The following is a 22682-nucleotide window of genomic DNA, read 5'->3' on the forward strand; positions in this document are numbered from 1 at the left end:
CGGAGGTGTCCGTCATCGTGCTGAAGGCTGCACCGTCGAGAGCAGTCCGATCCGCATCGCCGTCACCAGTGCCTGGGCCCGGTTGGCGGCTCCGAGCTTCTGGTAGATCCGCGCGATATGAGACTTGGTTGTCGACTCCGAGAGGTAGAGCTTCTGGCCGATGGCGGCCGCATTCAGGCCCTCGGCGAGTAGCACGAGGACGTCGTGCTCACGCTCTGTCAGGGCGGTCGACTCGGCCGACTGTCGCCGCATCATCGCGCCCACCAGGCCGGCACAGACGAAAGCCTTGGGGGAGACGGCTGCGTGACGGGCAGCCTTGATCACCTCGGTGGAGGGGGCGTCCTTGCCGACGAAGCCTGACGCACCGGCCTGCATCGCGGCGAAGATCTGCTCGTCGCCGGAGTGCATGGTGAGGACGATCAGACCGACCTGGTCGCTCTCCTTGCGGAGGGTGCGAACGACGTCGAGTCCGGTGCCGTCCTGCATCTGCAGATCGGTGATGACCACCTGAGGCTGCACCCGCTGGTAGGCGGCGATCCCCTCGGCCACCGATCCGGCCGTGGCGACCACGTGGAGATCGGGCTCGAGGTCGAGGACGGCGCCCAACCCGTTGCGGATCAGCTCGTGGTCGTCGATCAGAAGTACCGAGATCGGCTCACTCATCACATCTCCTCTGTCGAGGTCGGGGTCGGCGACGAGCCGACCGAGCTCCGCTGGGTCTTGACCGATACCGAGACGGTCAAGCCCCTGCTGGCGTTGTCGCGGACCACGAGCTCCGCTCCGATCAGTCTGGCACGCTCGCGCATGATCTTCAGCCCGTGCGAGTCGCTGCGCGCCGACTGCAGTCCCACGCCATCGTCGGTGATGGTGATGATGGCGTCGGGCGCGTAGACCTGGCAGCGCACGTCGATCGCGGTGGCGCGGGCGTGCTTGACCGCGTTGTTCATGGCTTCCTGGGCGATCCGGAAGAGCTCTGCCTCCACCTCGGGGCGCAGCCGGGCCGGCTGCTCGTCGAGACGGACCCGGATCGGGATGCCTGAGGATTCCGAGAGGTGACGAGCCACGTTGCTGATCGCCGCACCGAGGCTCTCGGCCTCACCGATGCTGGTGCGCAGGTTCATCACCGACTGACGCACCTCGGCTACCACCTTGCTGACGCGGTCCCGGAGCATGATGAGGGCCTTTTCCTGGGCATCGTCGGCCGGACGGGCAGCCAACGCGTCGATGATGTAACCGAGGGAGGCGATGTCCTGCGCGACGCCGTCGTGCATCTCGCGCGCCAGCCGGTTGCGTTCGTCCGCTGTGGCGGCATCGCGGAACTGGGCGAACAACAAGGCTGCGTCGACCTTGACCGCATTGTCCGCGAGGTCGTGCGCGATTGTTTCGAGAGGGAGCGGCAGGTCGGTGTCGCTGCTCGCCGGTCTGAGACCGGCGACCACCACCTGCTCGCTGACCCGGAAGGCAAAGCCCTGCCCGATCTCGACGTGGTCTTGGCGTCCTTGACCACTGAGGTGGACGTCGCCTGCGAGCGTCTCGCACGCAGCCGCGTCCGCCTGTTCCAGGTCCAGGGTCGAAGCGACGGGGGTCAGGCTGTCGCCACGAGGCACGTAGAGCACGAGGCCACGATTGGGGATCTGGTCGCTGACGACGCTGAGCAATTCTCCCCCCAGAGCGGCGACGTCCAAACCGGAGCTGAGGTCGCCCGCGAGGGCGAGCAGCTGGCGGAGGTGCTCCTGCGCGTCGCGGTAGGGGGCGAGCGGGTCGGGCAGGCGGTCGGAGGAGAACGTGACACTGGCGATCAGGCTCAGTCCGAGCCCGGCCATCACCCAGGTGAAGATGGACACGGCCTGCTCTGAGGTGATCCGTTCCCACCACATGAGGGCCAACGCCACGACAGTGATCGACTCGACGATCACGGCCCTGGCCATGGTGCGCGGGCCGGCGTTGGCTGTGGCGTAGAGCGGCGGAACGACGAGCGCAGCCAGAATGGACGGCGCGGATTCCATGCCGAGGGCGCAGATGACCCCTACTGTCGCTGCCTCGGTCGCCGGGCTGAGGGAGAGACGCAACTCCCGTCGTGTGGCCGTGACGCCTTGGAAGATCCACACGAAACTCAGCGCGAGGAGGGCGAAGAGGCCCTCCTCTTGGTGAAACCAGAGAATGGGGCCGCCGATCGCGAGCAGCGCGAAGAAGCGGGCAGCGCCCACGACGGCGTAACTCTGGCTGCTGACCATGTGGTCAGCCTAGAACCAGTTCTGGCGGCGGCGGGGCCATGCAGCGTCTCAGCTGAAGTTGTCGATGGCGTTGAGTACGGCCGGGCCCATGACGACGACGAAGAGGCAGGGAAGGATGCAGATGATCAGCGGGATCATGATCTTGACGGGGATCTCCTGTGCCTTCTCCTCAGCGTACTGGCGCCGCTTCAACCGGATCTCGGCCGACTGTACGCGCAGGACCTGGCCGATCGGGATGCCAAAGGCGTCGGCCTGCACCATCGAGCCAACGAAGGTATGGAGGTCGTCTACGTTGCTCCGTGCTCCCAGTGCGCGCAGAGCGTCGGACCTGCTCATCCCGAGCTGCATCTCGCGCAGCACGCGCGAGAACTCCTCGGCCAAGGGCCCAGTCGTGTTGCGGGCGACCTGCTGGATGGCGGCGTCGAAACCCAGGCCGGCCTCGACACTGATCGTCAATAGGTCTACCGCATCGGCGAGAGTCTTGCGGACCTCATCTGATCGCTTTGCCGTGATTTGGTAGAGGTAGATATCGGGACCGAAGAATCCGATCACGACGCCTGCCGCGGCCATCAGCGCGAGAGTCGTGATCGAGAAGTTCAGCAGTAGTCCGTAGGCGAGCAGTAGCCCCGGGAGTAGGACCGCGCCGAGCACCTTCAGGGAGACGACTCGGTCGACCGTCCATGCGTGGGGGACTCCGGCGAACTCGAGCCGGCGACGGATTCGGTCCGCCTGGTCGGCTCCGGTGATGCGTCGACCGATGCGGAGGGCACGCGCTTGCATCGGATCGAGGATGCGATCGGTGAAGGATCGGTCCGCGTCGTCGGCCAGATCCTGTGCCCCGGCCCCGGCGCCCTGCTGTTCTAGGGCACGGAGGGCTCTCTCGAGCCCGTCTGGACGCTCGTTGCCGGCAATCGCCACTCCGATTGCCGATACCGCGGCGATCAGCAGCACGAACGCAAGAATCAGTAGCATCAGGCCTCCACCTTGACCAGGCGTGACATCCAGAAGACTCCGATGAGCAGCCAGCCCACCGCCAGTCCCGAAATGATCCATCCGCGCGGGTCGGCATACAACGGCTCGAGGAAATCGCGGTTTGTCAGGAAGAGATACATGAAGAAGCCCGGAGGGAGACCGCAGAGGACGTAGGCGGACATCCGGCCTTCGGCGGCGAGAGCACTCACATGCCGCCGGAGTGATGCTCGCTCGCGCATGGTCGCGGCCACGGTCGTCAGAAGCTCAGCAAGGTTTCCACCGACCTGACGCTGGATCCGGATCGCCATGACCGTCCACGCGAAATCCTTGCTCTGAAACCGCGCAGCGACGCCCTCGAAGGCATCCTCGAGCGGAACCCCGATGCGAGACTCCACCAGGACCCGTTTGAACTCGGAGGCGATGGGCTCAGGACCCTCGCGGACGACGGTGTCGACGGCCTGGGCCAAGGACAAACCGGCACTCAGTGCACCGGAGATGAGCTGGAGCACGTCAGGGAGGCCCTTCTGGAACGCCTTCAACCTCCGCGCGCTCTGGATTCGCAAGTAGATGGGTGGCGCAACGACTCCGATCGCCATGAAGAGGATGCCCACGACAAGGTCGCCCTTGCCGACGAGGAGTCCCAAGAGGCCGAAGGCAAACACCAGACCGACGTGGAGCAGGAGCCATTCGGACGGTTTGAACTCGCTCCCAGCCGCGGACAGGCGCCGGGTCAGGCGGTCGTTCAGCCCGCGGTTGCGCTCCAGCACCCCGGCGGCGGCGGCCTTCGCTTGCTCGAGGACAGGCTCAGTGGCGGGCCTTGCCGCCGCCTTGTCCAAGGAGACAGACGCCCGCGTGCTGTAGGCCTCCACGCGATCGGCGAGGGTCATCGGTGCGGGCTTCGCGGGCACCAGCATGAGGGCAACGACGACGAGGCCGATGGCGAAGGCGACGAGACCGCCGTAGAGCACCCAGTCGGGCGCGTCCCAGGCGCTCTGGTCGGCGACCTCGGGAGATGAGTCGATCAGATCTGCGTCGCCGGAGGCGGACTGGATCGACGCTAGGGCGGCGGCGACGATGGGTTCGCCGTCTGTGGGCAGCGTCACCTCGACGTTGGCCTGCTCGGCGTCGAAACCCGACGGCAGGGGAGCGGTGACCAGGATCTGGCTCGCGAGCAGATCAGCCTCGGCCCGGAAGGCGTCAGCGAGGCCTTCCCCGGTGGAGTTGATGACGGTGCCCGGGCTCTCGCCGGCCCCAGCCATCTCGCGTAGCGCCTCCAGAGCTGTGCCACGGACCCCCAGCGACACGACGTCGACGGTCGCCTTGCTGTCGTCGATGCCATCGACGACGTCGCCGATGGTGGCTCCGCCGCCGGTGTCGGCGCCGTCCGAGAGCAGCAGCACCGTGCGTTGGCCCAGCGTCCCGGCCGCGTCGATCGCTGCCAGCACACCGTCGTGGAGGCGGGTGTCGCGTGCCGTCTCGAGGCCGTCGATGACCGCTTGCGCGGCTGCTCGATCCGTGGTCGGGTCCAGCGCCAGGTTCACCTCGTTGTCGAAGGTGACGATGCCGACCTCGACGTCGTCGGGCACGGTGGTGAGGTAGATGCCGGCGGCTTCCTTGGCCGCCTCGAAGCGGCCGCGGGACCGCATCGACTCACTCGTGTCGATGGCCAGCACGGTCGTGCGCTTCACGCTGGCGCCCTCGCTGGCCGCGGTCGCGCTGGCATCCAGCTCGTCGTCGGCCAGCTTGGCGGTGACTCCGTCCAGATCGACCTGGACGCCCGGGGGCACGCTGACGAGGACTCGCAGGCCGTCCTCGGAGGCCTCCACGTGCGCGATGGTGCCGTCCTCGGCGGAGGCGCTGGTCATGCCGATCATCAGACCGGCGAGGACAGCGACGACGAGGAGCAGGAGACGCCTCAGCGTGCTCACAGCCGGTCCATGCGGAAGATCGTCGGATCGACGGCCACGTTGGCGTAGGTCAGCTTCTCGAGGAACTTCGGCCGCAGCCCGGTCGAGCGCAACCGGCCCAAGATGCGCCCGTTCTCGTCGAAACCGGGGCTGTTGTCGAAGACGAAGACGTCTTGGAGGGTGATGACGTCACCCTCCATCCGCTCGACCTCGGTGATGTGAGTGATCCGCCGTGAGCCATCCTTGAAGCGGGTCTGGTGCACGATCAGGTCGACGGCGGATGCCACCTGTTCGCGGATCGCGCGGATCGGCAGGTCCATGCCAGCCATCAGCACCATCGTCTCCATGCGGGCCAAGGTGTCGCGCGGACCGTTGCTGTGCAGCGTGCAGATGGAGCCGTCGTGGCCGGTGTTCATCGCCTGCAGCATGTCGAGTGCCGACGCGTCACGAACCTCGCCGACGACGATGCGGTCGGGGCGCATGCGCAGGCTGTTGCGGACCAGGTCGCGGATGCTGACCTCGCCCTTGCCCTCGATGTTGGAGGGCCGCGACTCCAGGCGCACGACATGGTCCTGCTTGAGCTGGAGCTCGGCCGCGTCCTCGATGGTGACGATCCGCTCGTCGGTGGGGATGAACGACGACAGCACGTTGAGCGTCGTCGTCTTCCCGGCGCCGGTGCCGCCCGAGACGATCACGTTGAGCCGTCCCCGGACGCACGCGTCCAGGAAGTCAGCGGTCTGCGGAGTGAGCGACCCGAAGTTGATCAGGTCCTGCACGGTCAGCGGGTCGGTCGAGAACTTCCGGATCGTCAGCGCAGAGCCATCGATCGAGAGAGGCGGGATGATTGCGTTGACACGGCTGCCGTCGGGAAGGCGCGCGTCCACCATCGGCGACGACTCGTCCACCCGGCGTCCGATGCGGGAGACGATCTTGTCGATCGTTCGGCGCAGGTGGCCCTCGTCCGCGAAGTGAGCCTCAGCCTTCATCAGGCGGCCACTCTTCTCCAGCCACACGTCGTCGTGACCGTTGACCATGACCTCGGAGACCTCCGGATCGCGGAGGTAGGGGTCGATCGGTCCGTAGCCGAGGATGTCGTCGGTGATGTCCTGCGTCACCCGGGCGCGGTCCGCTGCGCTGAGAGGTCGATCCTGGGCGCCGAGCACCTCGGAGAGCACCGAACGGACGGTCTGGTCCAGCTCGTCCTGGTCCATCTCGGCGTCGTAGAGGTGCGGACCGAGCTTCTTGAGCAGCTCGGCATGCACGCTGCTCTTCAACTCTTCGATCCGGTCGACCTCTTGGTTGGCCAGGGTCCGACGGGACGTCGGGCGGCCGTCGGCACCGGCAGCCGCTGCGCGAGCTGCCAGTGGTCCGGTGGTCGCAGCGGTGCTGGATCCGGCGAGGCGTGCCTCGGACCCTGTCGCAGAAGTGCTGCTGGCTACCTCCCCGCCCGACTCATCAGGAGCAGGATCGCCGGCGTGCTTGCCCTGGGCGGCGGCTTCCCTGCGGGCGGCGGCCAGCCGTTCGGAGAGGCTCGACATCAGTTCCTCCCACGCCGGAAGAAGCCCCGCGAGCGTGCCTGCTCGGTCGCTGCTTCCTCGGCGTTCGTCGACGGGGTGGCGACCGGCTCGCCGGTCACGGAGGAGGCCAGCTCGGTGTAGGCGAGACTGGCCGGGTGGCTCGGCTTATGGCTCACGATCGGCGTGCCGGCATTGGTGGCCGCTGCGATGTCGACGGCCGTAGCGACCTGTGACGTCACGGGCATCCCGAGGATGCTCTCGACCTTCTCCACGCTGATGCCGACGGCGTCGTCCGCCCGATTGAGCAGCAGGTGGCGGTGACCGCGGGCGATGCTCAGCATGTCCATCGTCTCGAGGGCCACCTTGACGTTCTTCAGGGTCGGCACGTCCAGGGTCGCGACGATGACGCACTCGTCCGTCTCGTCCAGGGCGGTCAGCGTCGCGTCGTCGAAGGACGGCGACGTGTCGACGACGACATAGTCGAAGCCGTCACGCAAGGACCGCAGGATGCGCGAGATCAGCAGGGGAGTGATCCGTTCCCGCACGTCCGGGTGGGCAGGCGCGGCGAGCACGGTCAGCGACGAGCTGTCGTCGCGAGTCAGCAGGCCCTCGAGCATGGTCAGGTCGACCGAGTCTTCGGCGCCGACGGCCTGCTCGATGGAGTGGGTCGGGAAGAGTTGCATGGTGATCGCCACGTCTCCGAAGGCGAGGTCGAGGTCGACGAGGCAGACCTTGCGGGCGCCGCGCTCGGCCAGTGCGAGCGCGAGGTTGACCGATGAGGTGGTCTTGCCCACCCCTCCCTTGGGGGAGAAGACGGTGACGACACGGCCGAGCTGCCGCGCACCACCGGGACCACGCAGTGCCTGGTAGAGCTGGTGGGCGCGCTCGATTGCGCGCGTGAGCGATTTGTCGTCCGAACCGTTCATGACGACGACGTCACGGATGCCGGCGTGCATGGCCTTGGTCAGGACGTCGGCGTCCGCCTGCTCGCGCACGAGCACGACACTGACCGTGGGACGCCGGATCCGCAGTGTCTCCGCCGTGTCCAGCGCCGTCTCCATCGAGACGCTGGGGCCGAGCACGGCAGCGTACTCGTCGGCGTGCTGGTCGAGCCACGCCTGCATCCGGTCGATGGACGCGACGGCGTGGGAACCGGTGGGCATCGCTGCCTGCAGCGGTGAGACGGCGGTGGAGTCAGCCTCGACGAGGACGGGCATGGCCACTACCTCACTTGAAGAGGTTCTCGAGGGTGACGCCGCCGTCGCGTTCGACCTTGCTGGCGTCGTTGAGCAGGCCGATCGACAGGTCGCCAGCCCGCTCGGCGAACCGCACCTTCTCGGCCTCGCGCTGGGTGACCGCGACAGTGATCAGTCGTTCGATGTCGGCGTCCGTGATGCCTTCCTCGTCGTCGCCGGAGTCGATGTTGGTCTTCAGGCCGTCGGCGAGGACGGTCACGCGCTCGAGAAGGATCCGGCTCTCGATGGGGTCATTGCTGTCCTTCGGACGGGTGATGATGATGGCGACCTCGGCGCCGGCCTGGATGAACTCGCCGACGCGGGCGTCGTCCTCGACCGAGATCGAGATGGCGAGCTTGCCCTTCGGGATCGGCAGGACCGACGCCGCCTTGACCTCGTCCTCACCGCCGAACTTGATGGGGACGAGCTGCTCGCCTGGGTAGATCGTGACGAGGGCGACGTCACCGTCGAGCTTGTCCGTCTCATCGGTCGCGCCGTCGAGGAGCTGGGCCTCGGCGACGTAGGTCAGCTTGACCTTGCCGCTGTCGATCGCGTCGTCCAGGCTTTCGCCCGGTTGGATCTCTTGCGAGGCCGTGAGGACCTCGACCGCGTCGTACTTGTCGGCGGCTCGGCTGTCGGCCCCTCGGGCATAGACGAACACCAGTGCCACACCCAACGCAGCGATGACTGCCGCCACCACCAGTAGCAACCTTCGACGGTCCACTTCGAAGCCCTCCCGCTCCCCATGCTGCTCGGTCCGAGCCATCCCTCCGAGGGACCCGGTCAATGTTCTCGGTACCACGTCTCCGCACCCGTCGAACCCTCCCGCTCGGCGGTGCAGGGCGACAGTAGCGCGTCGTGATGCTGGAGTGACGGAAAGTCGTGGATTCGTAGTCGATTGACGTCAGAGGGGGTCCCAAAGGACTATGTCCCGCTCCGGGCCGGCAGGTCGCCGGCGAGCTCACTCGTAGAGTGCAGCGATCTCGCGACGGAACTCGCGCATGACCACGGTCCGCTTCAGCTTGAGACTCGGCGTGACCTGGCCGGCATCCTCGGTCCAGTCTGCCGGCAGGACGGTGAACTTCCGGATGGACTCGGCCTTGGACACGGCCTTGTTGGCCTCGTCGACCGCCTCCTGGATCTCCGCGAGCAGATCGGCATCGTCCACCAGTTCCGCCGGTCGGGCCGACTTCCCGTGCAGCTCGGCCCAGGCCGGCAGCGCCTCCTCGTCCAGGGTCACCAGAGCTGCGATGAAGGGCTGGCCGTCGCCGACGACCAGGCACTGGCTCACCAGCGCGGAGGCGCGGACCCGGTCCTCGAGGACCGCGGGCGCGACGTTCTTGCCGCCGGCGGTCACGATGATCTCCTTCTTGCGGCCGGTGATCCGAACGAATCCCTCGTCGTCGACCTCGCCCACGTCGCCGGTGTGGAACCAGCCGTCGGCGTCGATGGCCTCGCGCGTCGCCTCGTCGTCGTTCCAGTAGCCGGAGAAGACCTGGCCACCCGTGAAGAGGAGCTCACCGTCATCGGCGACGCGGACGGTCGTGCCCGGCAGTGGCCGGCCCACGGTGCCGACCTTCTGCGCATCAGGGAGATTGACGGTCAGGGCGGCGGTGGTCTCGGTCAGGCCGTAGCCCTCGAGCACGGTCACCCCGATGCCGCGGTAGAAGTGGCCCAGCCGCTCACCGAGGGGCGCGCCACCCGACACCGCGTGCTCGCAACGCCCGCCGAGGGCGTCGCGGAGGCGGGCATGGACCAACTTCGAGAACACGGCGTGCTGGGCCCGGACCCTGATCGGCACCCGGCCCGCGTCGAGGGCGCGTGAGTAGGCGATGGCCGACTCGACGGCACGATCGAAGATGCGTCCCTTGCCGTCGGCGGTCGCACGCTGCGAGGCGGTGTTGAACACCTTCTCGAACACGCGCGGCACCGCCAGCACGAACGTCGGCTGGAACGTCGCCAGGTGGGGGACCAGGTTCTTGATGTCGGAGCTGTGGCCCATCCGGGTGCGCGCCTTCACGCAGCCGACCTGGATGATCCGGGCGAACACGTGGGCCAGGGGCAAGAAGAGCAGGGTCGAGGCCCCGTCGGTCTCGAAGAGTCGCTCCAGCTCCGAGACGGCGGTGCCCAGCTCGGTCTGGAAGTTGCCGTGGGTCAGGCGGCAGCCCTTTGGCCGGCCGGTCGTGCCCGAGGTGTAGATCAGCGTGGCGAGGTCGTCGTTGCCGACGGCGGAACGTCGCTCCTCCAGGCGCTCGTCACTGACGTCGGCGCCGAGTGCGGTGAGGTCGGCGACGGCCCCGTCGTCGATCGACCACACGTGCTCGAGCGAGGGCAGAGCCGACCGCGACGCCTCGACCCGGGTCCGGTGGACGTCGTCCTCGACGACGACCGCGCGGGCGCCGGAGTCCGTCAGGATCCAGCGGATCTGCTCCTCCGAGGAGCTCTCGTAGATCGGCACCGTCACGGCACCCGCGAACCAGATCGCGTAGTCGAGGAGCGTCCACTCGTAACGGGTGCGGGAGATCAGGGCGACCCTGTCGCCTGCCCCGACGCCCGACTGCATCAGGCCCTTGGCGACGCCGGCGACCTCCTGTCGGAAGTCGGCGCAGGTCACGTCGTACCAGCCACCGGCGCCGTCGGGACGGCTGAACTGCACGGTGTCCGGGGACTGGTCTGCGTTGCGAATCACATCGTCGGTCAAGGATCCCGTCGTCGGGATCGATCGGTCGAGCGGGGTGGAGTACTCGCGCACCGGGGCTCCTGTCCTGACGAGGGGGCGACGCGTGGGCCGCAGGCAGGGTACTCCGCGTGCTCCTCCCGTCAGCGCGCACGGCAGGTCCGGTAGCCTTCCGGCCATGGCCGAACAGACCTCGTCGTCGATCGTTGTGGAGGCCGCTGCGGCCGATGTGATGGCCGTCATCGCCGACTTCCCGGCCTATCCCGCGTGGGCCAAGGGCGTCACCGTGGCCGAGGTCCGCTCCAGCTTCGACGCGATGGACAAGCAGCAGTGCGGACGCGCACGCGAGGTCTTCTTCGCCCTGGACGTCTCGCCGATCAAGGACGAATACACGCTGGCCTATGACTGGGACGCCGACCGGCAGGTCACCTGGACCCTCGTGGAGGGCAAGATGCTGCGCGCCCTCGACGGCGCCTACGTCCTGCGGGAGCTCGGTCCGTCCTCCACCGAGGTGACCTATCGCCTGGCACTCGACGTCTCGATCCCGCTGATCGGCATGCTGAAGCGCAAGGGCGAGAAGATCCTCATCGACACCGCGCTCAAGGGGCTGAAGAAGCGCGTCGAGTCCGGCGCCTGAGGGTCGACGGATGCAGGAAAGGCCCGTGCGCATCATCCTTTTCACCGGCAAGGGTGGTGTGGGCAAGTCCTCCGTCGCCGCCGGTACGGCGGCCCTGGCTGCCGCCTCCGGGCAGCGGACCCTGGTGATCTCGACCGACGCCGCTCACTCGCTCGCCGACGCCTACGGCGCGACTCCGGCGGGCTCCGCCCACGCGGGCGCAGAGCCCACCGAGGTCGCACCGGCACTCTTCCTGCAGCAGGTCGACGCCCAGCTCCGCTTCGAGCAGTCCTGGGCAGACGTCCAGCGCTACCTGCTGTCCGTGCTCGACGCGGCGGGCATGGACCCCGTCGCTGCCGGTGAGATGACGGTGATCCCGGGCGCGGAGGAGGTTCTGGCGCTCCTCGAGCTGCGCCGGCAGGCGCGCTCGGGAGAGTGGGACGTGATCGTCGTGGACTGCGCGCCGACGGCCGAGACCCTGCGCCTCCTGGCGTTGCCCGAGGCTCTCGGCTGGTACATCGAGCGCCTCCTGCCGATCCAGCGCAGGCTCGTCAAGCTGCTGCGCCCGGTCCTCAACCGGGCTGCAGGCGTTCCGATGCCCAGCGACGACGTCTTCGACGCGATCGGCCGCCTGCACGCCGAGCTGGACGACGTCCACGAGCTGCTGTCGGGGCCGGGCGCCACGGTCCGCCTGGTGCTGACACCGGAGCAGGTGGTGCTCGCCGAGGCGCGCCGTGCCTTCACCAGCCTGTGCCTCTTCGGCTATCGCGTCGACGGGGTGGTCGCCAACCGGGTGTTCCCGGCAGCTGCCGACGACCCGTGGCGGGCCGGATGGGTCGACGCCCAGGCGACCGTCCTCGCCGACGTGGCCCAGTCGTTCACCGGCTTGCCGATCTACACCTCCGAGTACCAGCCCACCGAGCCCGTCGGGGTCGAGGCACTCCGCTCTCTCGCGACGGCCCTCTATGCCGGCGCCGACCCCTTCGTCCTTCCGTCAGGTGATGGCCCCTTCCGGGTCCAGCGCACGGAGGATGGCGCCGAGGTGCGTCTGTCCCTGCCGTTCGTCAACCGCGCGGACGTCGATCTCGCGCGCAACGGCGACGAGCTGGTGATGACCGTCGGTTCCTATCGGCGGTTGCTGACGCTCCCGGTGGGACTGGCCCGAATGCGGGTTGCGGGAGCCAAGGTGGTCGACGGCGACCTCCGGATCAGGTTCGTCGAGCCACTGCCCGTCACAACGGGCGCGAAGGAGCATCGATGACAGACGGGCACAGCGGACCCGACGGGCGCGACGAGGTCGGCAGCGTGGGCGAGGAGGCGATGCGGCTCTTCGGGGCGTTCGCCGACCTCGCCCGGCAGCACTCCACCGACGCAGCCGGCACTGTCGGTGGTGCCGCGACGCACTTCGCCGGCCTCGCCCAGGGGATCAACGAGCACCTCGCCACGGAAGGCGCCGAGTGCAGGTACTGCCCGGTCTGCCGGGTCGTCCACGCGGTGCGGCAGACTTCCCCCGACGTCAAGGCGCACCTCATGGTCGCGGCCTCGTCCTTGTTGCAAGCCGCTGCGGGGATGCTGGAGACGCCTGCGCCATCGCCAGCCGCTGGCGATCCTGGCCACCGCGGCCCGGAGGTGCAGCACATCGACCTGGACGACAACCCGGACGACAACCTGGACGACATCGAGTCAGAGGAGGCGCCGTGAGCACCGGTCTCACCTGCGGCATCGACATCGGCGGCACGAAGATCGCCGGGGCCCTGGTCGCAGTCGACGGGACGATCACGAGCGAGGCCCGCGTCGTGTCGCCGGCGAGCGATCCGGCCGCGATCGAGGCCGCCGTCGCGGGCCTGGTCGCCCAACTGGTGGCGGTGCACCCGGTGGACGCCGTCGGCGTCGGCGCGGCGGGCTACGTCGCGTCCGATCGGTCGACCGTGCTGTTCGCGCCCAACATCGCCTGGCGCCGCGAGCCGCTCGGTGCCGAGATCGCACGATTGACGGGCCTGCCGGTCGTCGTGGAGAACGATGGCAACGCAGCGGCCTGGGGAGAGTTCAGGTTCGGCGCGGGACGCGAGCATCACGACCAGCTGATGGTGACGGTCGGCACCGGTGTCGGCGGCGGTGTCGTCTCCGGTGGCCGGCTGGTCCGCGGCACCCACGGCGTCGCGGGCGAGATCGGGCACCTCCGCCTGGTGCCGGACGGCCGATTGTGCGGATGCGGCAACCACGGCTGCCTCGAGCAGTACGGGAGCGGAAGCGCCTTGGTGCGTGAGGCCCGGGAGCAGGCCACGACCAACCTGCGCGCCCGAGACCTGCTGGACCGCGTTGGCGGCGACGCCTCGATGATCAACGGGCCGCTGGTCACACTGGCTGCGCGGGAGGGCGACCTCTTCGCGATCGAGCTCCTGGCCGGTCTGGGTGACGCGCTGGGCCAGGGCATCGCATCACTGTGTGCCGTGCTCGATCCCGGCGTCGTGGTGATCGGGGGTGGCGTCAGCGATGCCGGCGATCTGCTGCTGCAGCCGCTGCGAGCTGCCTTCGAGCGAGAGCTGACCGGGCGAGGGTTCCGCCCGGAGGCCGAGATCCGTCTCGCCCAGATGGGAGGTCGCGCCGGCGTCGTCGGCGCTGCCGACCTCGCACGGGTCTGAGGACGACTCACCACGATGGCCGTGGGCTCCTGGATCGGGGTGGACGTCGGCGGCAGCAAGCTGCTCGCCGTCAAGCTCGGACCCGACGGCGCGGTCGAGGCCACGGCGACGGCCGTGATGCCGGGACGGACCGCGCCCGGCGCCGAGCTCGAGGACGCCGTGGTGCGGGTCGCCTCCGTCGTGGCGGACGGTGGCGCCGTCGCCGGGCTCGGCGTTGCGGTGGCCGGACTGGTCGACGCCGCCGCCGAGCGATTCCTCTTCGGCGCTCACCTGCCGTGGCGCGACGAACCGATCAGGGAACGGCTCGCGCGGCGTACGGGATGGACCGTGGCGATGGACAATGACGCGAACTGCGCGGCGAGGGCCGAGGTTGCCCGAGGCGCCGCCCGTGGCGCCGGATCGGCGCTCGTGATCACGCTCGGCACCGGGATCGGTGGGGCTGTGGTGATCGACGGCCGGGTGATCCGCGGTGCCCACGGCCTGGCCGGAGAGTTCGGCCATCAGCAGGTGGTCCCGGACGGACTCGCGTGCGAGTGCGGGCTGCGGGGGTGCTGGGAGCAGTACAGCAGCGGCCGCGCCCTGGAGCGGGTCACCCGCGTCGCGCTCGGCCGGCACCTCGACGGACCGGAGGTCACCCGCCTGGCCCGCGAGGGTGACGTCGTCGCGCAACAGGCGTTCGCGACCATCGGAACCTGGCTCGGCGTGGGTGTCGCGGGCCTGGTCTCCTCCTTCGATCCCGAGATCGTCGTGGTCGGGGGCGGGGTCAGCGCCGTCGGAGACCTGCTGTTCGCTCCCGCGCGGGCAGCGCTCGCCGCGTCGTTGCAGGGCACGGCCTACCGGCCCGTGCCGCCCCTGCTCGCCGCCGAGCTCGGGCCGGAGGCGGGGGCCATCGGTGCTGCCCTGCTCGTCAGTCAAGGGTCGGTCTAGTGTCGCGTGCCAGAAGTCATTGAACGGTCGGCGCACCCGTGGCACGCACCTCGCCGTGTTGGCCGAGCTCGAAAGACGCCCGGTCTGTCGTCGCCCGGCCGCCTCGCGATGCACGCACCACGAGCACGCCAACCGTCCAAGCACTTCTGACCCACGCCACTAGCAACGCCACCAGGACAGGACTAGAGCTGCGCTCCGTCGTCCCAGGGGTCCCGAGGCGAGGCCGGCATCGTGGCGACGAGATAGCCGAAGCCTGCGACGAACGCACCGACGAGGAACCAGCCGATCAACGTCGGGAGGTGGACGCCGGTCACGACGACCGCCAGCAGAACCGCCGGCGACCCGAAGACGCCCAGCCACGACAGCAAGCGGTCGACGCTCGGTCGAGGCAGGGGCGGGGGGACGGGCGGGACGAACTGGTCCCAAGGATCGTCCTCGTCGGCCTCGAGCATCTCGTTGTCGCGGTTGTCCGCGTTGTCCGCGACAGCGTCGTCGGTCACGTCCGCTTGGTCGAGGGCTTCGTCGGTGACCGACTGGGATGCCGCAGGGTCGTCGTCCGGGCCGAGGACCCGGTCGCCGTAGTTGTCGACGATCGCCTGCCAGGCGGCGTCGTCGTCCCGCTGCTCCCGCTGCACGTCCCCAGCCTAGTGCGGTGGGGGAGAGGCGGCTGTCTGACCGACGTCGGCGATCAGCTGTTGGAGCAGAACAGACGGTCTCCGACTGGCACGGGTCGGAACCACAGCAGCTTGCCCTCCCAGTAGCCGGGCGGAGTCAGATGCTCCTGGCCGGCAGCGGGACCGAACGTCACGAGCCTGCCATCGACCCTCCCGGTGACGACGAGCTCGGGGTCGTCGATCGCGAGCAGACGCAGTTGCAGAAGAGGCACGGCGATGTCGTTTCGCGCAGCCCCATCGATCGCCGCGTTGGAAGAGGAAACGATGTGCACGAGGTCGTCCTGCCAGCCGGTCAGGTGATGCGTCGGCAGGAAGAGGTGGTTGGCCACGTCGCTCTCGGTCTTCAGGCTGGAGAACATGGTGAACACGCCAGTCGTGCGGGATCCCAGGTAGGGGCTTGCGACCCACACGAGAAGGACGGCTGCCACCGGTAGCGTCGCGAGGGGGATCCGTCCGAAGGCAATGGCGGTCGCGGTACGGCGCCAGGTCATCAGTGCTGCTAGAAGGACGCCGAGGAAGTAGAGCTCTACGGCGACGTACGTCACTCCGGTGCCGACACGGCCCACAACATGCCCGGACAGCCCCAAGACGACGAAGGCCACCGTCGCCGCGACGAATGGATGGTTCTGGGCATCCCGGGCCACGGCCGACCTCGAGGTCACCCTCCGGATGCGGTCGAGCACTGCACCCGCATCGTCGGGGGAGAGGAAGAGGAAGAAGAGCGCGAACAACGCGGCGGTGAAGTCGACGACGCCGAAGGCCGGGCTGGCGCTCAGCACGAAGTGGAAGGCGAGAGCGATCCGGACCCCGTGACGGCGGGTGCGCGGGATCAGGAGCAGGATGGGAATCGATGTCTCGACCACCATCACCGTCACGAACCACAACCAGTCGGTCGGAACCTGCGCCGCGAGCCCGTACGACGCCCGGTCGGCGATGGCTGTCGCGCAGCTCAGGACGGGGTCGGTGAAGGTCTCGTTGTACTTGGCCAGCGCCGCGGCCGAGTACGCGATGAGGGTGATCAGGCGCAGCGCGGGAAAGACCCGTGCGACCGCCTCGTTGACCGGGCGAGTGCGGGAGAGCGCGACACCGATCAGGAGGGCGACGTTTCCGAAGCCGAGCAGTGTCCAGTGGTCCGGGCTGATCGGCATCTCGTCGTACCAGTCCACGAGCTGGAGTCCGGCCATCGCGACGACCAGCGCTGCCAGGTCGGGGCGCAGGATCACGCCCAGCGCGGCCATCACGGTGCCGACGTTCCAAGGTGTGTCGAGCGCGTGGCCGTTGGCGATCGTCAGGTGGACGATGTGGGCGATTGCCCACATCCGCAGGAACGCGTGGACGAAACACGTCGGTGGGGAAGTCATCCGGTCACGCGGGCGATGAAGGCAGCCGAGCCTTCGAAGATCGTCGGAGCGGCATTGTCGAGGGTCGCGACGTGGAAGCTCTCGGGGAGCCCGACGCGGGTGACGTCGGTCGACGAGATGCGCTCGAGGATCAGCGGCTCGGAGGCGTCGTCGACCACGTGGTCGTCGGCCGAGCGGAAGTAGACCAGCGGCGCCGCGATCCGGGGGAGGTCCGCGATGAGCGCGGGCCAGGACTGCATCAGCGAGTGGATCGCCTTGAGCGGCGTCCGGGGGTAGCCGTGCTCGTCGACGCCGGGCTTCTTGATGTCGTTGCCGATGGCGGGGAACGACGGGACGAGGTACTTCAGGACCGGGAGCAGCTTGACGTCCAGGCGCCGGGTGGCCACCGCAGGATTGACGACCATCACGCCGGCGACCTGGTCGCCACGGTCGGCGGCGAGGCGGAGGACGAGCGCACCCCCCATCGACAGCCCGCCCACCACCACGGCGTCGTGCTCGGCGCGCAGGGCGTCGAAGGCGCGCTCGATCTCGGCCGTCCAGTCCGACCACCGGTGTCGGTTGAGGTCCTGCCAGCTCGTGGCGTGCCCCGGCAGCCGCGGTACGACGACGCCGTAGCCGAGCGCGCCGAGGTGCTCGCCCCACGGCCGCATCGAGGCGGGGGACCCGGTGAAGCCGTGGCTCAGGAGCACCCCGATGCACCGGCCGCCGGTGAGCTCGGGACGGGCCGCGATCGTGAGCGGCTCGGTGACCGCGGAGGTCGGCTCGGAGGTCGGCTCGGAGGTCGGCTCGGGGCTCGGCGAGGACATGGGGGGAGTGTGCCGCACGCCTGCCGTTCGCCGCGGTGCGGTCGGATGCCCGGCGCCCGGGCCCGAGGCACTACGCTGCGAGCAGGGCACCGATCGGGCGGCGCCCCGTGGCGGAGGTCGGATCGGAAGGTGCGGACGGGTGTTCTACTGGTTCCTCAAGTTCATCGCGCTGGGGCCCTTGCTGAAGTTGATCTTCCGCCCCCGCGCTGACGGGGTCGAGAACGTGCCCGCGCAGGGTCCGGCGATCCTCGCCAGCAACCACCTGTCCTATGCCGACTGGCTCTTCATGCCGTTGGTGGTGCCGCGGATGGTGAAGTTCGTCGCCAAGGCGGAGTACTTCACGACTCCGGGAGTGAAGGGCTGGCTGCAGAAGACGTTCTTCAGCGGCACCGGCAACATCCCGATCGACCGGGAGAGCGGCAACGCCGCGGCCGGAGCGCTGGTCTCGGCCAAGCGCGTGCTCGACGCCGGTGAGCTGTTCGGGATCTATCCCGAGGGCACCCGCTCGCACGACGGCAAGCTCTATCGCGGCAAGACCGGCATCGCCCGCCTCGCCCTGGAGACCGGCGTCCCGGTGATCCCGGTCGCCGTCGTCGGCACCGACATCGTGGCGCCGCCGGGCAAGAAGTTCGGTCGGATCACCCGGCCGACGGTCAGGTTCGGGAAGCCGATGGACTTCTCGCGCTACGCGGGCATGGAGAACGACCGCTTCATCCTGCGCTCGATCACCGACGAGATCATGTACGAGATCATGCGACTCTCCGGCCAGGAGTACGTCGACATGTACGCCACCCGGGCGAAGGCGGAGTCCCGCAAGTCCGATCGCGGCGACGACGAGCCCACCCAGCTCGCATCCTGACGGCCCCGGGACGGGCATGACGACCGACGGTGCGGTCGCCCTCCGGGCCGCGGTCGCGGTCGAGGACCGTCTCTTCCGCGCGCTCGCCGTGGTGCGGACGGTCGTCCTCGCCTACACGCTGGCGATCAACGCCTATCGCAACAACTTCGACCATCCCGTGGCCGGTTGGTGCTGCGTCGGGGTGATGGTGGCCGGGACGGTCGGCGCCGTCGTCGTCTATGCGGCGCCGGAGCGTCGGGGCCCGGCGGTCCTGCTCGTCGACCTCGCTCTGGCGGTGGCGCTGCTGCTCGCCACGCCCGTCGTCAAGGGTGAGTGGTTCAACGCGACGATCCCGGGCTACTGGATCACCGGGGCGCTGCTCGCGTGGGCCGTCCGCTACGGCTGGCGCGGCGGGACCGTCGCTGCCGTCGTGCTCGGCGCGGTCGACCTGCTCATCCGCGCGGACGTCGCCCAGAAGGACTGGGGCAATGTCTTCCTGCTGCTGCTCGGCGGTTCGATGCTCGGCTTCGCCAGCGAGCAGCTGAAGGAGATGGCGGCTGAGCGAGACGCTGCACAGCGTGACGCTGCCGCGGCCGCGGAGCGGGCCCGGCTCGCCCGCGTGGTCCACGACGGCGTGCTGCAGGTGCTCGCCCTGGTCCAGCGCCGCGGCGCTGAGATCGGCGGACAGGCCGCCGAGCTCGGACGCCTGGCCGGGGAGCAGGAGGAGACGCTCAGGTCGCTGATCCGGTCCCAGTCGTCGGTCAGCACCGCGAGCGATGGCGACGTCGCCGATCTCGCCTCGGCGCTCGGACGACTCGCGGACGGGACGCGCGTCGAGGTCGCGCTCCCGGCGGGTGCGGTCGACCTGCCCGTCCACCACGTCGACGAGATCACGGCAGCGGTGTCCGCCTCCGTCGACAACGTACGACGCCACGTCGGCGCCGACGCCCGCGTGTGGGTCCTGCTCGAGGACCTCGGCGGGGCGGTCGAGGTGTCGGTGCGCGACGAGGGCCCGGGGATCGCGCCGGGCCGGCTCGCGGAGGCGGAGGCGGGCGGCCGGCTCGGTGTCGCGCAGTCGATCCGCGGCCGGATCGAGGATCTCGGCGGCGAGGCGCGGCTCGACACGGGCGAGCACGGCACGGAGTGGACGTTCGTCGTACCCCGGACAGGACACTCGTGACCATCCACTCCACCCACCCCTTCGCCGACGCCGATCCCGATCCGGCGCGACGGTTCCGCGGCCGGATCGGCGGAGCGGTGACACTCTGGACGGCCGGCGATCCCGCAGACCGGACCGATCGGGCAGGTCTGACGGTGACCTCGCTGATGGTCGCGCTGGGTCCGCAGCCCGCGATCCTGGCGCTGCTGGATCCCGACGCCGACCTCACCGAGATGCTGCGCGCCACGGGCCGCGCGGTCGTCCAGCTGCTGTCCTGGCCGGACCGGCAGCTCGCCGAGGCGTTCGCCGGCACGGCACCCGCGCCGGGCGGCCCGTTCCGGCAGGCCGACTTCATCGACACCGACCACGGTCCGCGACTCGCGACTGCCGGGACGTGGGCGACGGTGCGCCTCGTCGGCGAGCGCGAGGTGGGCTGGTCGACGGAGGTCACGGTCGCGCTCGACGACATCGAGATCGACGAGACCTCGGAGGACGAGGCGCTGTTGCACCGCCGCGGTCGCTGGGCTGTCGCTCATCTAGGGTCACGGTCATGACCGACCGGATCCGGGTGATGGTGGTCGACGACCATCCGATGTGGCGCGATGCCGTCGAGCGCGACCTGATGGGGGCGGACTTCGACGTGGTGGCGACGGCCAGCACGGGAGCCGAGGCGATCGCGCGTTTCCGCGCGACCGTGCCGCAGGTCGTGGTGCTCGACCTGCAGATTCCCGAGCCCGGCGGCGTCGAGGTGACGGCCACCGTGCTGGCCGAGCACCCGGAGTCGCGAGTGCTGATCCTGTCGGCGTCGGGGGAGCAGGACGACGTGCTGGCGGCGGTGAAGGCTGGCGCGACCGGCTATCTCGTGAAGTCGGCGTCGCGCGAGGAGCTGCTGTCCGCCGTACGACGGGTGGCGGGCGGCGACACGGTCTTCACGCCGGGCCTCGCGGCGCTGGTCCTGGGGGAGTTCCGGCGGATGAACGAGCCGGCGACCCCGCCGGGTGAGCGGCTGACCGAGCGGGAGACCGAGATCCTGCGGATGGTCGCGAAGGGCCTGTCCTACCGCCAGATCGCCGAGCGGCTGGTCCTCTCGCACCGCACGGTGCAGAACCACGTGCAGAACACGTTGCGGAAGCTGCAGATGCACAACCGGGTCCAGCTGACCCGCTACGTGATCGAGCAGGGCCTCGACGAGGACTGAAGGTCCTGGCTCAGCCCACGTCGCCGCGCGCCGGGTGCGGCCGCCCGCCCGAGGGCGAGGCGTCGACGAGGTCGTGCTGCACGCCCCAGTCGCGACGCAGCCGCGCCTCCTGCTCCTCGCCGTAGGCCTCGCCCTTGGCCGCGCGCCGCGCCCGGCTGGTCGGGAAGCGGTCGCGGAACCGGTTGACGAGGACGAGCAGTGGGCCGAGGACGGCGATGACGCGCGTCAGCCGGGTCCGCGGGATCCGCAGCTCGTCGGCGATCTCGTCGCCGAGGAACAACCGCTCCAACGCCTGCACGACCCGAGGCGCCTGGCCCCGCAGCAGGCCGGGCAGGACGCCCTCGATCTCGGGCACCAGGAACTCACGGTTGATGCTGGCGACCAGCTCGCGGCAGTAGTCGTCGACCTCGGGCCGGGTGAGGAGATAGATGTGCTCGAGGGCCTCCTGCTCCTCGGCGTCGCGCGGCAGCAGGGTGGCGTCGATGCCGAGCAGGTGGCCGAGGTAGCGCCAACGGGCGTAGGCGGCGCGCTCCTCGTGCGGCAGGTACGGCGCCCCGATCTGTCGCATCGCCCGCAGAGGGATGAGGGTGAACTCCACCAGCGTGTAGGCGAGGTAGGCCTGGCAGATCGGCACGCCCCAGGCCGCCGAGTCCCACCGGTCGTCGGTCTGGAGGCTCGCCCGCACGAGGGCGTGGATGATCCGGACGCGGACCGTGAGCTCGAAGCCCTCGCCGTGACGATCGAGCCCACCGGGGCGGCTCACCGCCGCGAGCCAGGAGCCGACCTCGATGGTGCGGGCGCCGGCGTTCTCGATGTAGCGCCCGGTCAGCTCAAGGGGCCGTGACGCCGCGGAGTTCGCGTAGCCGCTGACGAGGGAGGCGGCGCCCAGGACGATGCCGGACTGCAGGTTGTAGCGGGTCGTGTGCTCGGTGTCGCGCTCGATCGCGGCGATGTCGAGCCAGTCCGGGACGTCGTCGAGCTGGCGGAAGAGGGCCCGCAGTGACTCCGGAGCGTCCGTGACCGCCTCGATGCCCTCGCGGCATGCCTGCCGCAGCTGGCGCATCGCCCTGCCGTGGCCGAGGGCCGGGAAGTCGGCCACGAACGCGTCGGCGAGCGGGTCGCCGAGCCACATGGCGTCGAGGTAGGTCTGGGTGAAGGCCCCGTGGTGCCGCCGCGCGTCCTCGACCCGACGCAGGCCGGTGGGGATCCGGGGGACGGGCGGCGTGTCGCTGGAGGGCAGCTGCTCGATGGCCATGGTGCGAGGATAAAGTGAGAATGTCTCACTTTCTATTCACTTCCGGGGAGGTCGGCCGATGGTCCAGCGCCAACGTGCCCGGCCCCGCCAGGACCGCGCGGTGCAGACCCGGCGGCTGCTGCTCGACACCGCAGTGGCGATCCTGGACGAGGGGGGCATCGCCCGCCTCTCGACCTCCTCCGTCGTCCGCGAGGCCCACGTCAGCAGCGGCACCTTCTATCGCTACTTCAACGATCGCGACGAGCTGCTCGCGGTCCTCCGTGACGAGGCCGTCCACGCCATCCGCGACGACCTCATGGTCAGCGTCGTCGAGGCACTCGAGGCCGACCTCGACGAGGCGCTGCGGCGCGTCGTCACGACCCTGGTCGACGGCTTCGAGCGGCACCGCGGCGTCATCTTGTCGATGGTGGACCAGATGCCCGCGGGCAACAACGCCAACGTCCTGCCCGAGATCGAGGCCGACCTGCACAACCTCGCGTCCCTGCTGCCACGGCGCCACCTTCCCCATCTCGATCCGGCCCGGCTGGAGGGCGTGATCTTCATGCTGATGGGCGTCCTCGTCTCCACCTGCCTGCGGATCGCGCTCGCCCGGCCCGCCGGCGTCGACCGCGACCAGCTCATCGAGCTGGCGGTCGCGATGGTCGCTGCGGGTTTGAGAGACTGA

The 22682-nt window shown here is 69.5% G+C and carries 22 protein-coding genes; 10 read left to right on the plus strand and 12 right to left on the minus strand.

The genetic code is table 11. The features are described from left to right. Window positions 1-12: 12 nt before the first annotated feature. From E9934_RS02485 to E9934_RS02520, 8 genes are all read right to left on the minus strand, one after another. Window positions 13-663, minus strand: a complete 651-nt coding sequence (locus tag E9934_RS02485) for a response regulator (RefSeq protein WP_136561217.1) — start codon at window positions 661-663, stop codon at window positions 13-15. Next, a complete protein-coding gene (locus tag E9934_RS02490; RefSeq protein WP_136561218.1) occupies window positions 663-2234 on the minus strand; it encodes a sensor histidine kinase in 1572 nt (523 codons plus the stop codon). The genes E9934_RS02485 and E9934_RS02490 overlap by 1 nt, the downstream gene beginning before the upstream one ends. Before the next feature lie 48 nt (window positions 2235-2282). Beyond that, the gene (locus E9934_RS02495; protein ID WP_158294897.1) at window positions 2283-3206 is read right to left on the minus strand and encodes a type II secretion system F family protein; all 924 of its coding nucleotides are present in this window, start codon (window positions 3204-3206) and stop codon (window positions 2283-2285) included. Then, window positions 3206-4993 carry a type II secretion system F family protein gene (locus E9934_RS02500; RefSeq protein ID WP_158294898.1) on the minus strand — a complete coding sequence of 596 codons (1788 nt, stop codon included), beginning with the start codon at window positions 4991-4993 and terminating at the stop codon, window positions 3206-3208. Before E9934_RS02500 ends, E9934_RS02495 begins: the two co-directional genes overlap by 1 nt. 137 nt (window positions 4994-5130) lie before the next feature. Further along, on the minus strand, window positions 5131-6651 hold the full coding sequence (locus tag E9934_RS02505; RefSeq protein WP_136561221.1) for a TadA family conjugal transfer-associated ATPase: 1521 nt from the start codon (window positions 6649-6651) through the stop codon (window positions 5131-5133). Next, window positions 6651-7847, minus strand: coding sequence for a CpaE/TadZ family protein (locus E9934_RS02510; RefSeq protein WP_136561222.1), 1197 nt, complete (start codon window positions 7845-7847; stop codon window positions 6651-6653). Before E9934_RS02510 ends, E9934_RS02505 begins: the two co-directional genes overlap by 1 nt. 10 nt (window positions 7848-7857) lie before the next feature. Then, window positions 7858-8565 (minus strand): Flp pilus assembly protein CpaB, encoded by a 708-nt coding sequence (gene cpaB, locus E9934_RS02515; protein WP_158294899.1) that lies wholly within the window; start codon window positions 8563-8565, stop codon window positions 7858-7860. 261 nt (window positions 8566-8826) lie between these two features. Further along, entirely contained in the window at window positions 8827-10554 is a 1728-nt protein-coding gene (locus tag E9934_RS02520) for an AMP-dependent synthetase/ligase (protein WP_425576939.1), read from the minus strand. A gap of 166 nt (window positions 10555-10720) precedes the next feature. On the opposite strand from E9934_RS02520, the gene E9934_RS02525 reads away from it, so the two are divergent. Genes E9934_RS02525 through E9934_RS02545 form a run of 5 tightly spaced genes read left to right on the plus strand, consistent with a single transcriptional unit; the run spans window position 10721 to window position 14727 of the window. Beyond that, on the plus strand, window positions 10721-11179 hold the full coding sequence (locus E9934_RS02525; RefSeq protein WP_136561225.1) for an SRPBCC family protein: 459 nt from the start codon (window positions 10721-10723) through the stop codon (window positions 11177-11179). Window positions 11180-11204: 25 nt separating this feature from the next. Beyond that, window positions 11205-12419, plus strand: coding sequence for an ArsA family ATPase (locus E9934_RS02530; RefSeq protein ID WP_136561226.1), 1215 nt, complete (start codon window positions 11205-11207; stop codon window positions 12417-12419). Then, window positions 12416-12859, plus strand: a complete 444-nt coding sequence (locus E9934_RS02535) for a hypothetical protein (protein WP_136561227.1) — start codon at window positions 12416-12418, stop codon at window positions 12857-12859. The genes E9934_RS02530 and E9934_RS02535 overlap by 4 nt, the downstream gene beginning before the upstream one ends. Further along, window positions 12856-13800, plus strand: coding sequence for an ROK family glucokinase (locus E9934_RS02540; protein WP_136561228.1), 945 nt, complete (start codon window positions 12856-12858; stop codon window positions 13798-13800). The genes E9934_RS02535 and E9934_RS02540 overlap by 4 nt, the downstream gene beginning before the upstream one ends. Window positions 13801-13815: 15 nt before the next feature. Next, window positions 13816-14727, plus strand: a complete 912-nt coding sequence (locus E9934_RS02545; RefSeq protein ID WP_136561229.1) for an ROK family protein — start codon at window positions 13816-13818, stop codon at window positions 14725-14727. Window positions 14728-14909: 182 nt separating this feature from the next. Here the strand turns inward: E9934_RS02545 and E9934_RS02550 are convergent, their stop codons facing one another. From E9934_RS02550 to E9934_RS02560, 3 genes are all read right to left on the minus strand, one after another. Further along, entirely contained in the window at window positions 14910-15362 is a 453-nt protein-coding gene (locus E9934_RS02550) for a hypothetical protein (protein ID WP_136561230.1), read from the minus strand. Window positions 15363-15415: 53 nt separating this feature from the next. After that, complete coding sequence (locus E9934_RS02555; protein ID WP_136561231.1) at window positions 15416-16642, minus strand: hypothetical protein; 1227 nt, start codon at window positions 16640-16642, stop codon at window positions 15416-15418. Window positions 16643-16758: 116 nt separating this feature from the next. Next, on the minus strand, window positions 16759-17568 hold the full coding sequence (locus E9934_RS02560) for an alpha/beta hydrolase (protein WP_136561232.1): 810 nt from the start codon (window positions 17566-17568) through the stop codon (window positions 16759-16761). Window positions 17569-17707: 139 nt separating this feature from the next. Between E9934_RS02560 and E9934_RS02565 the strand changes: the two genes are divergently transcribed. From E9934_RS02565 to E9934_RS02580, 4 genes are read left to right on the plus strand one after another with little or no spacing between them, the layout of a single operon-like run. Further along, complete coding sequence (locus E9934_RS02565) at window positions 17708-18427, plus strand: lysophospholipid acyltransferase family protein (protein ID WP_238694709.1); 720 nt, start codon at window positions 17708-17710, stop codon at window positions 18425-18427. A 16-nt stretch (window positions 18428-18443) separates the two neighbouring features. Then, window positions 18444-19586: a MacS family sensor histidine kinase gene (macS, locus tag E9934_RS02570; RefSeq protein ID WP_136561234.1), complete on the plus strand. Its 1143-nt coding sequence runs from the start codon at window positions 18444-18446 to the stop codon at window positions 19584-19586. Continuing rightward, a complete protein-coding gene (locus tag E9934_RS02575) occupies window positions 19583-20119 on the plus strand; it encodes a flavin reductase family protein (protein ID WP_136561235.1) in 537 nt (178 codons plus the stop codon). Before macS ends, E9934_RS02575 begins: the two co-directional genes overlap by 4 nt. Beyond that, a complete protein-coding gene (locus E9934_RS02580) occupies window positions 20116-20763 on the plus strand; it encodes a response regulator (RefSeq protein WP_202977164.1) in 648 nt (215 codons plus the stop codon). The genes E9934_RS02575 and E9934_RS02580 overlap by 4 nt, the downstream gene beginning before the upstream one ends. A gap of 10 nt (window positions 20764-20773) precedes the next feature. Here the strand turns inward: E9934_RS02580 and E9934_RS02585 are convergent, their stop codons facing one another. Continuing rightward, a complete protein-coding gene (locus tag E9934_RS02585) occupies window positions 20774-22018 on the minus strand; it encodes an oxygenase MpaB family protein (protein ID WP_136561236.1) in 1245 nt (414 codons plus the stop codon). Between the two features lie 58 nt (window positions 22019-22076). Here E9934_RS02585 and E9934_RS02590 point away from each other — a divergent pair, with 58 nt between their 5' ends. Next, the gene (locus tag E9934_RS02590) at window positions 22077-22682 is read left to right on the plus strand and encodes a TetR/AcrR family transcriptional regulator (protein ID WP_136561237.1); all 606 of its coding nucleotides are present in this window, start codon (window positions 22077-22079) and stop codon (window positions 22680-22682) included.

This window comes from Nocardioides caeni (assembly GCF_004912195.1).
Lineage (GTDB): Bacteria > Actinomycetota > Actinomycetes > Propionibacteriales > Nocardioidaceae > Nocardioides > Nocardioides caeni.